General features: G+C 72.3%; 9 protein-coding genes and 1 pseudogene. 5 read left to right on the forward strand and 5 right to left on the reverse strand.

Going from position 1 to position 14041, the window contains the following annotated elements; all coding sequences use genetic code 11:
- Positions 1–60 precede the first annotated feature (60 nt).
- On the forward strand, positions 61–1635 hold the full coding sequence (gene proP / locus DEJ22_RS04780; RefSeq protein ID WP_258379653.1) for a glycine betaine/L-proline transporter ProP: 1575 nt from the start codon (positions 61–63) through the stop codon (positions 1633–1635).
- A gap of 103 nt (positions 1636–1738) precedes the next feature.
- Here the strand turns inward: proP and DEJ22_RS04785 are convergent, their stop codons facing one another.
- The 4 genes from DEJ22_RS04785 to DEJ22_RS04800 are packed head-to-tail and all read right to left on the reverse strand — an operon-like array spanning position 1739 to position 6958.
- Positions 1739–3379: an ATP-binding cassette domain-containing protein gene (locus DEJ22_RS04785; protein ID WP_258379652.1), complete on the reverse strand. Its 1641-nt coding sequence runs from the start codon at positions 3377–3379 to the stop codon at positions 1739–1741.
- Complete coding sequence (locus DEJ22_RS04790; protein ID WP_111227556.1) at positions 3376–4254, reverse strand: ABC transporter permease; 879 nt, start codon at positions 4252–4254, stop codon at positions 3376–3378. The genes DEJ22_RS04785 and DEJ22_RS04790 overlap by 4 nt, the downstream gene beginning before the upstream one ends.
- On the reverse strand, positions 4251–5321 hold the full coding sequence (locus DEJ22_RS04795; protein ID WP_258379651.1) for an ABC transporter permease: 1071 nt from the start codon (positions 5319–5321) through the stop codon (positions 4251–4253). The genes DEJ22_RS04790 and DEJ22_RS04795 overlap by 4 nt, the downstream gene beginning before the upstream one ends.
- Positions 5306–6958 (reverse strand): ABC transporter substrate-binding protein, encoded by a 1653-nt coding sequence (locus tag DEJ22_RS04800; RefSeq protein ID WP_111227555.1) that lies wholly within the window; start codon positions 6956–6958, stop codon positions 5306–5308. Before DEJ22_RS04800 ends, DEJ22_RS04795 begins: the two co-directional genes overlap by 16 nt.
- Positions 6959–6989: 31 nt before the next feature.
- Between DEJ22_RS04800 and DEJ22_RS04805 the strand changes: the two genes are divergently transcribed.
- Positions 6990–7589, forward strand: coding sequence for a TetR/AcrR family transcriptional regulator (locus DEJ22_RS04805; RefSeq protein ID WP_111227554.1), 600 nt, complete (start codon positions 6990–6992; stop codon positions 7587–7589).
- A gap of 14 nt (positions 7590–7603) precedes the next feature.
- Here DEJ22_RS04805 and DEJ22_RS04810 read toward each other — a convergent pair.
- A pseudogene (locus tag DEJ22_RS04810) lies at positions 7604–8633 on the reverse strand (cation diffusion facilitator family transporter).
- Positions 8634–8875: 242 nt separating this feature from the next.
- Between DEJ22_RS04810 and ileS the strand changes: the two are divergent.
- The 3 genes from ileS to DEJ22_RS04825 are packed head-to-tail and all read left to right on the forward strand — an operon-like array spanning position 8876 to position 14021.
- A complete protein-coding gene (gene ileS, locus DEJ22_RS04815) occupies positions 8876–12130 on the forward strand; it encodes an isoleucine--tRNA ligase (RefSeq protein WP_111227553.1) in 3255 nt (1084 codons plus the stop codon).
- Complete coding sequence (locus DEJ22_RS04820; RefSeq protein WP_111227552.1) at positions 12127–13608, forward strand: bifunctional folylpolyglutamate synthase/dihydrofolate synthase; 1482 nt, start codon at positions 12127–12129, stop codon at positions 13606–13608. The genes ileS and DEJ22_RS04820 overlap by 4 nt, the downstream gene beginning before the upstream one ends.
- The gene (locus tag DEJ22_RS04825; protein ID WP_058728425.1) at positions 13605–14021 is read left to right on the forward strand and encodes a DUF4233 domain-containing protein; all 417 of its coding nucleotides are present in this window, start codon (positions 13605–13607) and stop codon (positions 14019–14021) included. The genes DEJ22_RS04820 and DEJ22_RS04825 overlap by 4 nt, the downstream gene beginning before the upstream one ends.
- The last annotated feature ends 20 nt before the right edge of the window (positions 14022–14041 follow it).

A 14041-nucleotide genomic window follows, 5' to 3' on the forward strand; every position in this document is an offset into this window, starting at 1 on the left:
GCACAGTCGCTCTCCGCCGGATGCCCGAAGGCAAGACACAGCACTACCGGAGGAACGAACTTGGCACCGAACGAAGCCCACCAGCACGGCGACCGGCCGTTGCGCACGAAGGCCGCCGCGAAGCGCGCACGCCGCAAGCTGACCGAGGACGACGTCACCGTCGTCGAGGAGTCGCTGCTCAAGCGTGCCGTCGCCGCCGCCGCGCTCGGCAACGCCATGGAGTGGTTCGACTTCGGCATCTTCGCGTACCTGACGGTCACGATCTCCAAGGTCTTCCTGCCCGAGGGCGACCCCACGTCGAACCTCGTCGCGACCTTCGGGTTCTTCGCCGCGGCGTTCATCGTGCGGCCGATCGGCGGTGCCGTCTTCGGCCCGATCGGCGACAAGATCGGTCGGCAGAAGGTCCTCGCGCTGACGATGATCCTGATGGCCGCCGGCACGCTCATGATCGGTCTCATCCCGTCGTACGCGACGATCGGCTTCTGGGCGCCCGTGCTGCTCCTCGTCGCCCGGTTCGTGCAGGGCTTCTCGACCGGCGGCGAGTACGGCGGTGCCGCGACCTTCATCGCCGAGTACTCGCCCGACAAGCGCCGCGGGTTCATGGGGTCCTGGCTCGAGTTCGGGACGCTGGCCGGCTACGTGCTCGGCGCCTCGATCGTCACGATCCTGCAGTACACGCTGCCCGAGGACGCCCTGCTCAGCTGGGGCTGGCGGATCCCGTTCATCGTCGCCGGCCCGCTCGGGCTCATCGGTCTGTACCTCCGCCTGAAGCTCGAGGAGACCCCCGCGTTCCAGAAGCAGCAGGAGCAGGCCGCCGAGCGCGAGTCGCAGAAGACCCCGTTCCTCAAGCTGTTCGCCGAGAACTGGCGCTCGCTCCTCATCTGCATCGGCCTGGTCCTCGTGTTCAACGTGACCGACTACATGCTGCTGTCGTACATGCCGACCTACCTCGAGACGAACCTCGGTCAGAACGCCACGTTCGGCCTGATCCTGATCGTCATCGTGATGATCCTGATGATGGTCGTCATCACCTTCGGCGGCCGTCTGTCCGACAAGTTCGGGCGTCGTCCCGTGCTCGCCGCGGGCTGCATCGGCTTCATCGTGCTGTCCTGGCCGGCGCTCAAGCTCGTCCAGTCCGGCACCGGCGCCGGTGTCTTCTTCGGCCTGCTGATCCTCGGCCTCGTGCTCGTCACGTTCACCTCGACCATGCCGTCGACGCTCCCCGCGCTGTTCCCGACGATCATCCGCTACGGCGCGCTCGCGATCGCGTTCAACGTGTCCGTCTCGCTGTTCGGCGGCACGACGCCCCTCGCGACGCAGGCGCTCATCGCGGGTGCGAAGGACGCCGGCCTGTCGTGGGCCGAGGACATCCCGGCCTTCTACCTCATGCTCGCGGCCGTGATCGGTCTGGTGGCCGTGTACTTCACGAAGGAGACCGCCTCGACGCCGCTCATGGGTTCCGGACCGACGGTCGCGCACGAGGACGAGGTCGCCGACGTCATCAAGGACTACAACGACCCGACCTCGGAGCTCGCGCAGTCCGACTGGGCGAAGGACTTCTCGACGAGCGAGATCCCCATCATCTCGGGTGACACCCCGAAGCCGGGCACCGACAAGGAGCCCGCGGGCTCGTAGCCGCTGCTGCCGGCCGGGAGGCACGGTGCACGTCCGTCGCGACGCGCACCGTGCCTCCTGTCACGTCCGGCGCCGGGGCCGCCGCGTGCAGCAGGCCGGCGGCTCAGGCGCCCCGGGCGAGCCGCGCTGCGGCGTCGACCAGGCGTGCGGTCGCGGGGTGATCCGGCGCGCCGAGCACCCGGTCCGCCGGGCCCTGCTCGACAACGCGCCCCTGGTCGACGACGAGCACCTCGTCGGCCATCCGCCGGACGGCACGCAGGTCGTGCGACACGAACACCATCGCCACGCCGGTCTCGTCGCGCAGTCGTTCGAGCAGCGTGAGCACCGCGTCCTGCACGGTCGCGTCGAGCGCCGTCACGGGTTCGTCGAGCACGACCACCTCGGGCGAGGTCGCCAGTGCGCGCGCGATCGCCAGGCGCTGCCGCTGCCCGCCGGACAGGGTGCGGGGGGAACGGGACCGCAGCGCCGGGTCGAGTCCGACCTGCCGGAGCGCCGCGTCGACCTGCTCCGACATGGCACCGACCGCCCGTCGCTGCCGCCCGTCGGTCAGCGCGTCCGCGAGCACCCGTTCGACGCTCCACCGCTCGTCGAACGTCGCCCCGGGGTCCTGCACGACGGCGGCCACCCGGTGCCGACGGCCGCGGCGGTCGCGCTCGGGCAGCGGCACCCAGGGGGCGCCGTCGAGCGTGACGGCGCCGGCGTCGGGTGCCTCGAGCCCGAGCAGCATCCGCGCGACCGTCGTCTTGCCCGACCCGGAGGCACCGATCACGCCCGTCACCCGCCCCGGGCGGACCGCGATCGAGACGTCCTGCACGGCGGGGACCCGGTCGAACGCGCGGGACAGCCGGGCACCCGCCAGGACCGGGGACGACCCGGCACCGGTCAGGGGCGCGGGACGTGCGCCCCGGTCCACCCCCGCACGAGCGGCCCGCACCAGCGCCTCGGTCACCGGGTGCTGCGGCGCGGCGAGGACGGCGGCGACCGGTCCGTGCTCGATCACCGTGCCGTCGTCGACGACGAGCACCCGGTCCGCCCACCCGGCGACGAGCCCGAGGTCGTGCGTGATGACGAGCAGCCCGGCACCGTGGTCCTGCACCGCCCGGAGCTGCCCCATCACGGTGACGGCGACGGCTGCGTCGAGGGCGGTCGTCGGCTCGTCCGCCACCACGAGCGCGGGGGACGCCACGGTCGCCGCCGCGATCAGGGCACGCTGCCGCATCCCGCCGGAGAGCGTGCCGGAGCGTCTGCCGTCGGTCGCCATCGCCGGGTCGAGTCCCACGCCCGTCAGTGCTGCACGCACGGCGTCCACCCGTTCCGCCGCCCGCAGGTCGGTGTGCAGGCGCAGCGCGTCGGCGACCTCGCGGCCGACCGGTCGGAGGGGGTCGAGTGCACCGAGGGCCTCCTGGCCGACGTAGCCGACGGACCTGCCGCGCAGCCGCCGCCAGCGCCGCTCGGTGAGCCCACGCGCATCGGTGCCGACGAGGTCGAGGCGGTCGGCGGTGACGGCGGCACCCGCGGCGGAGAGCCCGAGCACCGCCCGTGCGGTCACCGTCTTGCCGGAGCCGGACGCCCCGACCAGGGCGACGCACTCCCCGGCGTCGACGTGGAGGTCGACGTCGTGCACCACCGTCGTGCCGTCGATCGACACCGAGAGTCCGCGGACGTCGAGCACCCGCGTCCCCACGGGCAGTGCGGCACCGACCAGCGCCGGAACGTCTCCGGGCTCCTGCTCCGCGCCCGTCACCGCGCGGCCCCCGTCCGGCGCAGCGCGCGCCCGAGCACCGTCACCGCGGTCGCCAGCACGACGATCGCGAGGCCGGGGAACGTGCTCATCCACGGTGCCGTCAGCAGGTAGGTGCGGCCGTCCGCGAGCATCGCACCCCACTCCGGGGCGGGCGGCGGGGTCCCGACACCGAGGTAGCTGAGCGCCGACGCCCACACGACCGCCTGTCCGACCCCGAGCGTGGCGACGGCGACGACGGGCCAGAGCGCCGCGGGCAGGACGTGGCGGAAGAGGATCCGGCCGGGGGAGCGGCCCTGCAGCACGGCGGTCTCGACCACCTGCGACGACCGGGCGCTCCGCACCAGGGCCCGGACGATCCGCGCGTACCCGGGCGCCGTCGCGAACCCCACCGCCAGGGTCGCCGGTACCGGTCCGGGCCCGGTGACTGCGATGACGACGAGCGCGACGAGCAGGAGCGGCAGCGCGAACGCCACCTCGGTGACCCGACCGACGACCGCGTCCACGACACGACCGCCGAGGCCGGCGAGCGTGCCGAGCAGGATCCCGGTGAGGCCGCCGACGAGCGTCGCCGCGACCCCGACCAGGAGCGAGGCCCGCGTCCCCGCGACCACGCGCGCGAGCACGTCACGCCCGGACTCGTCGGTGCCGAACGGGTGCGCCGCTCCGGGTGGCGTCAGCGCGTCGGTCGGGTGCACCGCGAGGGGGTCGCCGCCGCCGAGCAGCGACGGCCACACCGCGGCCACGACCGCCACCGCGACGACGACCGCCGCGACCGTGCCCGCCGGGCCGAGCGTCCCCCCACGGAACCGCTCGGACCGTCGGGTCCGTCGTTCGGACGCACCAGCCTGGAGGCCCGGGTCCAGCACCCCGCTCACCGCGTGCCCGCCCCGTGCTGCGTGCGCACGCGCACTCGCCCTGCCCGGACGGGCGCGTGTGGGTCGCGGGTCCGCGGGTCCACCGCCCGCTCGACCAGGTCAGCGACCGCCAGCACGACGACGTAGGCCGCGGCGGACACGAGGGCGATCCCGGCCACGAGCGGCATGTCCCGCTGGGTGACCGCGGTGACCAGGGCGCGCCCGATCCCGGGCAGCGCGAAGACCGACTCGACGACCACGGCGCCGGAGACCAGCGAGCCGAAGGCCCAGGCGGACAGTGCGATGCCGGGGAGCGCCGCGTGCCGGAGCAGGTGACGGCCGAAGAGTCCGACGCGGGACTCCCCGCGGCCGCGGGCGGCGAGGGCGAACGCGGAGCGCTGGGCGTCGACGACGCCGTCGCGGACCGTCTCGGCCAGGTACCCGGCGACCGGGACGGCGACGGTGAGCACGGGCAGGACCCACCCGCGCAGACTGCCGTCCGACACCGCCGGTACCCACCCGAGCGCGCTGGCGAAGACCACGATGAGCACGCTGCCGAGCCAGAAGTGCGGGACGACGCTCGCCGTCACGGTGATCGCGCCCGTCAGCGCGGCGGCGATCCGTCCGCGCTGCGTCGACCACCAGGCGGCGCCGATCGCCAGGACCCACGCCACGACGAGCCCGGCGACGGCGAGCGTCAGCGTCACCGGCAGCTGCTGCGCGAGCAGCGTCGACACCGGGGTGCGGAACGCGTACGAGTCGCCGAGGTGCCCGGTCACCAGGCGCCCGAGGAACACCGCGTACTGCACCAGCACCGGACGGTCGAGCCCGTACTCCCGCCGCACGGCGTCGACCGCCTCGGCCGAGGCCTGCGACCCCGGCCCGCCGAGGATCGCGAGTGCCGGGTCACCGGGGATCAACCGGATCGCGACGAAGACGATCGTGGCGACCGCCCAGAGCACGCCGATGCCGCCGGCCAGTCGGCGGAGGCCCCACCGGACCCATGCCGACCAGCCGGTGGCGCGGAGCTCGCGGGACGGACGTAGGGGGCGCCTCCCGGCCAGCCCGCCCGTCAGCGTGCGATCCACGCGGTGCCGAACCAGGGCGTGGAGACCGAGGTGGTCTCGATGCCGTGGACGGCCGAGCGGTACAGGAAGTGGTTCTGCTGGTCGTACAGCGGCAGGACCGTCCCGCTCGCCAGGATCCGCTGCTGCGCCTGGCGGTACAGGGTCCCGCGTTCGTCGGCGTCGCTCGTGCGGGCGGCACGGCGGAGGAGGTCGTCCACCGTCGGGTCGTCGAGCTGGGCGAGGTTCGCGAAGTAGCCGGACGGTGCGGGCTCGATGCTCGCGCTGTCGTACAGGATGCGGAGGACGTCCGGGCCGACCTTCGTGTACGGCGCGCTGACGACGTCGTACTCGTTCGCGGCCAGGGCGGCGTACCAGCTGGACAGGTCGAGCTCCTCGAGCCGGACGTCGAACCCGACGGCCTTCTCGGAGGCCTGGACCTGCTGGAACAGACTGCGCTCGGCCGGCACGGACTGGTTCGTCGAGACCGGGAACGTGACGGTGAGGCGCTGCCCGTCCTTCTCGCGGACCCCGTCGCTGCCGACCTTCCAGCCGGCCCGGTCGAGCAGGCGCTTCGCCGTGCTCGGGGAGTACTCGAACAGCGCGGGGTCGGAGTACCCGTCGGGCTCGACGCTGGACAGCACCGAGTACGAGCGCTTCGCGGTGCCGAGGAACAGGCTCTGCAGGCCCGGGTCGATCTCGGCGCCGGCGATGAACGCCTTGCGGACGGCCTCGTCGCGGAAGACGCCGTGCCCGGAGTTCAGCTCGAGGCGGTTCGAGGCGCCGGGCCGCGGGGCGTCGAGGTCGCGGATCGCGCCCTTCGTGGACGCGCTCTCCAACTGGTCGGGCTGGGCGTTGTCGATGACGTCGACCTGACCGGCCTGCAGTGCCGCGTAGCGCGAGGTGGAGTCGGGCAGGAAGCGCCACGTGATGCCGTCGAGGCGAGGCTTCGTCGAGCCGGAGAGCGGCGTGTGGTCGTCGTTCTTCGTCAGCGTGATGCGATCGCCGCGCTGCCACTTCGTCACGGTGAACGGGCCGGTGCCGACGGGGGAGGCGCAGTTCGTCGCCTGCGGGCGCTGCAGGGCCTTCGGTGACTCCATGCCGACCCAGGGCTGCGAGAAGGACTCGAGCAGCGCGCTGTCCGGACGGCTCAGGGTGAGCGTGACGGTGTGCTCGTCGGTGGCGGTGGCCTTCGTGATCGACTGCAGTGCGAGGTAGCCCGTGCTCGATGCCGTCGCCGGGTCCTGCACGTGCTGGATGTTCGCGACGACCGCGTCCGCGTCGAACGGAGTGCCGTCGGAGAACGTCACGTCCTTGCGGAGGTCGAGCGTCAGTGTCTGCCCGTCGTCGCTCGTCGTCCACCCCGTCGCGAGCGCCGGCGTCGGCTGCCCCTCCCGGTCGAGCCCGGTCAGCATCTCGATGTACTGCGTCGACAGCAGCGCCTGCGGGTAGTTGCCACCGACGTGCGGGTCGAGGCAGGTCGGCTCGGCGTCACCGGAGGCGTAGGTGAGCGTGCCGCCGCTGACCGGCGTGCTGTCGGACGTGGCCGTCCCGCCGCCGGTGCAGGCGGTCAGGGCCAGCAGGACCGCGGTGGCTCCCGCAGCGCCGGCGAGGGTGCGCTGCGCGCGGGTTCGGGTTTGTTGTACTCGGTCCAAGATCATGGCTGACCGAGTCTAGCGGTTTACTGGCGACATGGACGAGACGATGCGCCGCGGTGGCCGCCCCCGACGCTCGAGCGCCGAGGTCCTCGCCGACGCGGCCGCCGAGCTGTTCCTCGAGCAGGGGTACGCGCGGACGACCGTGGACCACATCGCCGCGCGGGCGGGGGTGAGCCGGGCCACCTTCTTCAACTACTTCGGCGCGAAGTCCGACGTGCTCTGGCTCGAGCTCGATGCCGCGGTCGCCGACATCCCCGCGTTCCTCGCTGCGTCCACGGAGCCGAGCCCGGTGCGGGCCGTCGAGGAGGCCCTGGTCGCCGCCGCCCGCGCGCACGACCCGGAGCGGGTGCCGTGGGCGATCGCGCAGGCCGAGGTCATGGACATCGGGACGGAACTCGTCGCGAGCGTCGCTGCTCGGGTGATGGCGCAGCACGGGGCGGTCTCGGCGTTCGTCGGGGCCCGGACGGGGGAGCACCCGACGTCGCTCTGGCCGCAGACCGTGTCCGGTGCGCTGCTCGGGGCAGCCGCCGCTGCGTTCGGGGTCTGGGTGGCGGACGGTGTCGGGCGCCGGTCGCTCGTCGAGTACGTCGCCGCGGCGCTCACGCCCGTGGCCGCCGGGCTCGACGCCCGCTGACCGGCCACTCGCCGCTACTCCGTCCGCAGGGTCCCCGCGCCGCCGGCCGCGACGTCCTCGACCGTGCCGTCGCGCACGATCCCCGGCACCTCGCCGTCCCCTCGCGCCGCGAGCGACGCGTCACCCGGGATGCTCAGGGTGAGGACGGCCTCCTCGATGTACTGGCTCTCCTCGAGCGAGGCCTCGACCCGGCGGAGCCGCACCGCGACGTGGTCCTCGAGCTCGTTGCCGGTCAGGTCGACGGCGGCCACGAGGAACACGCGGGACGGCCCGACGAACTCGAGGTGCAGGTAGGTCACCCGCTCGACCTCGTCGCGGCGGAGCAGCTCGGTGAGGACGGCGTCCTCGAGCTCGGGCGAGGTGGCCTCGCCGACGAGGAACCGGCGGTTGCGCTCGATGAGCACGATCGCGACGACGCCGAGCAGGAGTCCGACCGCGATGGACCCGACGGCGTCGAACACCGCGAGCCCCGTGAGCTGGTGCAGGAGCACACCGAGGAACGCGATGACGAGCCCGACCAGGGCCGCGGCGTCCTCGGCGAAGACGGCGCGGAGCGTGGGGTTCGACGACTGCAGCACGTGCCGGAGCACGGGCACGCGACGCTTCGTCGCCGCACCGTGCGCCTGGCGGTACGCCTGCAGGAAGCTCGTGCCCTCGAGCACGAACGCGATCCCGAGCACGACGTAGTTCAGGACGACGTCCTCCGCGGGACCGGTCTCACCGAGTTCGGTGATGCCAGATCGACACGACGGCACCGGCGGTGAACAGGCCGAAGGCGGCGAACATCGACCAGATGTAGGTCTCGCGGCCGTACCCGAGCGGGTGCTTCCGGTCACGCTGCTTCGCGCCACGCCGCTCGGCCACGAGCAGGAAGACCTCGTTGCCGGTGTCGGCCCAGGAGTGCGCGGCCTCGGCCGTCATCGATGCTGACCCCGAGATCAGCGAGGCGATGGTCTTGGCGACGGCGACGAGCAGGTTGGCGGCGAACGCGATGACGACGGTGAGCAGGGACTCCGGACGGTCCTGCTTCTCGGACGAGGGCATCGCTCCAGCATGCTCCGACTCTTGTAGACTCGTCCCCACCAGGCAGCGATCCGGCCATCACCGGGGAGCCTCCGGAAGAACGCGGCAGCACCACCGCCGTCAGTAGACCCGGGCGGACCGGACCGCACCCCATCCGGCGAACGAGCGGTCGGTCGCAGCGCGAGCAGCGTCCGGCAAGCGAGGTGGTACCGCGGAGCACACTCCGTCCTCGTGGAGACGAACCGACCCACAGGAGCCCCCAGGTGCGCTACCCGCTCAACTCCGATGCCGACGGCGTCACGCCGTCCCCGTCCTTCCCCGCCGTCGAGCAGGGGATCCTCGCCTTCTGGAAGGGCGACGACACCTTCCAGGCGTCGATCGACCAGCGCGAGGGCTGCACCGAGTGGACGTTCTACGACGGCCCGCCCTTCGCGAACGGCCTGCCGCACTACGGCCACCTGCTGACCGGGTACGCGAAGGACGTCTTCCCGCGCTACCAGACCATGCGCGGCAAGCAGGTGCACCGCCGGTTCGGGTGGGACACCCACGGGCTGCCCGCCGAGCTCGAGGCCATGCGCCAGCTCGGCATCACCGAGAAGCACGAGATCGACGACATGGGCGTCGACGTGTTCAACGCGGCGGCCAAGAAGTCCGTGCTGCAGTACACCGACGAGTGGCAGGCGTACGTCACCCGTCAGGCGCGCTGGGTCGACTTCGAGGACGACTACAAGACGCTCGACGTCACCTTCATGGAGAGCGTGCTGTGGGCGTGGAAGCAGCTCTGGGACAAGGGGCTGGCGTACGAGGGCTTCCGGGTCCTGCCGTACTGCTGGAACGACCAGACGCCGCTGTCGAACCACGAGCTGCGCATGGACGACGACGTCTACAAGATGCGCCAGGACCAGTCGGTCACGGTCGTCTTCCCGCTGCAGGGCGCCCGCGCCGCCGAGCTCGGGCTCGAGGGCGTCCGTGCGCTCGCCTGGACGACGACCCCGTGGACGCTGCCGACGAACGCGGCGCTCGCGGTCGGTCCGGAGATCGCCTACGCGGTCGTGCCGGCCGGGCCGGGAGGCGCGGCTGACGGTGGCGACGCCGGCTCGGCTCGCTACCTGCTCGCCGCGGACACCGTGGCCGCCCACGCGAAGGACCTCGGCTACGAGTCGGCCGACGACGCGCTCGCCGCCGTGCTCCGCACGGTCGCCGGCGCCGAGCTCGACGGTGTCGCGTACGAGCGCCTGTTCGACTTCCTCGCGGACGCCGAGGGCTACGAGCACGCGTGGCGCATCCTCGTCGCCGAGTACGTCGAGACGGGCGAGGGCACGGGCATCGTGCACCAGGCCCCGGCGTACGGTGCCGAAGACCAGGAGGTCTGCGCGGCCGCCGGCATCCCGGTCGTGCTGTCCCTCGACGAGGGCGGTCTCTTCACGACGCAGTTCGGCGACGTGGCCGGCATGCTCTGGTCCGACGCCAACAAGCCGCTGACGAAGGCCGTGCGCGAGTCGGGCCGGCTCCTCCGCCAGGCGTCCTACGAGCACAGCTACCCGCACTGCTGGCGCTGCCGCAAGCCGCTCATCTACAAGGCGGTCTCGTCGTGGTTCGTCCGCGTCACCGAGTTCCGCGACCGCATGGGCGAGCTCAACCAGGACATCAACTGGGTGCCGGACAACGTCAAGGACGGCCAGTTCGGCAAGTGGGTCGGCAACGCGATCGACTGGTCGGTCTCCCGCAACCGCTACTTCGGCACCCCGATCCCGGTGTGGGTGTCCGACGACCCGGCGTACCCGCGTCAGGACGTCTACGGCTCGCTCGAGGAGCTCGAGCGTGACTTCGGCCGCCTGCCGACGAACGCCGACGGCGAGGTCGACCTGCACCGTCCGTTCATCGACGAGCTGACGCGCCCGAACCCCGACGACCCGACCGGGCAGTCAACCATGCGCCGCATCTCGGACGTGTTCGACGTCTGGTTCGACTCCGGCTCGATGCCGTACGCCCAGGTGCACTACCCGTTCGAGAACCGCGAGTGGTTCGAGGAGCACAGCCCTGCGGACTTCATCGTCGAGTACATCGGGCAGACCCGCGGCTGGTTCTACGTCATGCACGCGCTGTCCACCGCGCTGTTCGACCGCCCGGCGTTCCGGAACGTCATCAGCCACGGCATCGTGCTCGGCTCGGACGGCCAGAAGATGTCGAAGAGCCTGCGGAACTACCCGGACGTCTCCGAGGTGTTCGACCGCGACGGCGCCGACGCCATGCGCTGGTTCCTCATGTCGTCGTCGGTGATCCGCGGCGGCAACCTCGTCGTGACCGAGGAGGGCATCCGCCAGGGCGTCCGCGAGTTCCTGCTGCCGCTGTGGTCGACGTACTACTTCTTCACCCTCTACGCCAACGCGTCGGGGGAGAGCGGCTACCAGGCCACCCGTCGCGCCGACAGCACCGACGTGCTCGACCGCTACCTGCTCGCGAAGACCCGCGTGCTCGTCGAGGACGTCACGACGCACCTCGACGCGCTCGACACCCCGCTCGCCGCGCAGGCCGTGCGGGACTTCGCCGACGTGCTGACGAACTGGTACGTCCGTCGGTCGCGCGACAAGTTCTGGCTCGGCGCGGAGTCCTCGCCCGATGCCCGAGCGGCGTTCGACACGCTGTACACCGTGCTCGAGACGCTCACCCGCGTCGCCGCACCGCTCGCACCGCTCGTCACCGAGGAGGTCTGGAAGGGTCTCACCGGCGGGCGCAGCGTGCACCTGCAGGACTTCCCGGACGCCGACGAGTTCCCCGCGGACGACGCCCTCGTCGCCGCGATGGACCGCGTGCGCGACGTCGCGTCGAAGGGCCTCGCGCTCCGCAAGGCCACCGGCAAGCGCGTCCGGCTGCCGCTCGCGACGCTGACGCTCGTCGTGCCGGACCCCGCCGCGATCGAGCCGTTCGCGGACATCCTCCGCGACGAGCTCAACGTCAAGCAGGTCGTGCTCGAGCAGCAGGAGGAGTCCTCGCTCGGCCGCTACGGCATCGAGCGCAAGCTCACCGTCAACGCCCGTGCCGCCGGTCCGCGCATCGGCGGGCAGGTGCAGCAGGTGATCCCGGCCGCCAAGAAGGGCGACTGGGTCGCGACCGAGTCCGGCGTGACCGTCGGCGGTGTCGACCTCGTCGAGGGCGAGTACACGCTCGACCTCACCGTGGCGGACGACTCCGTCGCGGTGGCGTTCCTCGACGGCGGCGGCTTCGCGGTGCTCGACACCGTCACGACCCCGGAGCTCGAGGCCGAGGGGCTCGCCCGTGACGTCGTGCGCGCCGTGCAGCAGGCCCGCCGTGACGCCGACCTCGACGTCAGCGACCGGATCGCCCTGACGCTCCGGGTGTCCGACGACGCTGAGGGCGCCGTCCGCACGCACGAGCAGCTGATCGCGGGGGAGACCCTGGCGACGAGCGTCGAGGTGACCACGACGACGTTCGCTCCCGGCGAGGGCTCGGACGTCGGCGACGGTGCGAAGGTGTCCGTGGAGGTGGCACGCGCATGAGCGACAGCGAGCAGTACGACGACCACGACGGCATCGAGGACCTCGGTCCGCTCGACGACACGGCCGGGGTCCGCATCCCGGTCGGGCCGTCCGGCGACCAGGCCCCGACCGAGGCCCTGCCGTACGGCGGGGACGACGACGAGGTCCGCCGGGTCGAGGCGGCGCTCTACGCCCGCATCGGCGAGCAGGCGCCCGAGCGCCGGCTGACCGCCACCCGTCGCGCGGTCGAGCTCCTCGGCGACCCGCACCTGGCCTACCCGGTCATCCACGTCACCGGCACGAACGGCAAGACGTCGACCGCGCGCATGACCGAGAGCATCGTCCGCGCGCACGGACTCCGCACCGGCCTGATGACGAGCCCGCACCTGGTGTCGATCCGGGAGCGCATCGTCATCGACGGCGAGCCGATCGCGGCGGACCGCTTCGTCGAGAACTGGGACGACATCACCCCGATCCTCGAGATGACGGACCAGGAGCTCACCGCCAAGGGTGAGCAGCCGCTGACCTTCTTCGAGGCGCTGACCGTCCTCGCGCTGGCGTGCTTCGCCGAGGCGCCGGTGGACGTCGCCGTCATCGAGGTCGGCATGGGCGGCGAGTGGGACTCCACCAACGTCGTGCAGAGCCAGGTGCAGGTGATCACCCCCGTCGCGATCGACCACGCCAAGCAGCTCGGGTCGACCGTCGCCGAGATCGCCCGGACCAAGTCCGGCATCATCAAGCCGTCCTCGTCGGTGGTGTCGAGCGCGCAGACGCCCGAGGCCCTCGCCGAGCTCGAGCGCGCTGCGGAACTCACCGAGTCGACGCTCGCGGTCGAGGGCACCGGGTTCTCCGTCGTGTCGGACACCCCGGCCGTCGGCGGCCAGCTCGTCACCGTGCAGGGCATCGCCGGGCGCTACGACGACCTGTTCGTGCCGCTCTTCGGCCAGCACCAGGCGCACAACGCCGCCGTCGCGATCGCCGCGGTCGAGTCGTTCCTCGGACGCGGGTCGCAGGCCCTCGACGAGGACGTCCTGTCCGAGGGTCTCGCCGCTGCGACGAGTCCCGGACGCCTGCAGCCGATCGCGCAGGAGCCGACCGTCGTGGTCGACGCCGCGCACAACCCGCACGGAGCGCGCGCCCTGGCCGAGGCGCTGCCGGTCGCGTTCCCGTCCGAGCACGTCGTCGGCGTGGTCGGGATCCTCGGCGACAAGGACGCCCGCGGCTTCGTCCGTGCGCTGAAGGACACCGTGCAGACGTTCGTCGTCACGCAGCCACCGGGGGACCGCGCCCTCGACGCCGACGCGTTCGCCCGCATCGTCGTCGCCGAGGTCGGCGAGGACCGCGTGGTCGTCGAGCCCTCGCTCGAGCAGGCACTGCAGGAGGCCCGTGACCTCGCGGACGAGGCGGACGCAGAGGACGCCCTCGTGCTCGTCGCCGGCTCCATCGTGATGGTGGGCAAGGTCATGGACCTGGTCCACGCGGAAGGCGGTGCCGAGTGACGGACGCACCACGCGCCTCCCGACCGGGCCGCCAGCCGCGCGTGCGGAAGCCGCGTCCGCAGCGCGGCGCCCGCGAGAGCCTGCTGTCGATCACGCTCGGACTCGAAGCGGTCATGTTCTTCTTCCCGATGCTCGTCGTCTACGGGAAGGGCACGCTGCCGCCCCTCGCGGCGTTCGGCGGGGGCATCCTGGCGATCATCGTCCTCGCAGCTGCCTCACGCCTGACGGGCAAGCCGGCCGGTGTATGGTTCGGGTGGCTGCTGCAGGCGGCCATCCTCGCCACCGGGTTCATCGAACCGTTCATGTTCGCGGTCGGCGCGGTGTTCCTGGCGCTGTGGGTGTTCTGCTTCGTCAAGGGCGGTCAGCTCGACCGGCAGAACGCCGCGTTCCGGGCCGCTCAGGCCGAGGACTGACCACCACCGAACCACAGGAG

Source organism: Curtobacterium sp. MCSS17_007 (assembly GCF_003234175.2).
In the GTDB taxonomy this organism is placed as follows: Bacteria; Actinomycetota; Actinomycetes; order Actinomycetales; family Microbacteriaceae; genus Curtobacterium.

What these genes read in the sequence shown, in the direction of transcription:
- DEJ22_RS04820 (WP_111227552.1), top strand. Translation starts at nt 12,127, where the DNA reads ATGAGCGACAGCGAGCAGTACGACGACCACGACGGCATCGAGGACCTC.
- DEJ22_RS04800 (WP_111227555.1), bottom strand. Translation starts at nt 6,958, where the DNA reads ATGATCTTGGACCGAGTACAACAAACCCGAACCCGCGCGCAGCGCACC.
- DEJ22_RS04805 (WP_111227554.1), top strand. Translation starts at nt 6,990, where the DNA reads ATGGACGAGACGATGCGCCGCGGTGGCCGCCCCCGACGCTCGAGCGCC.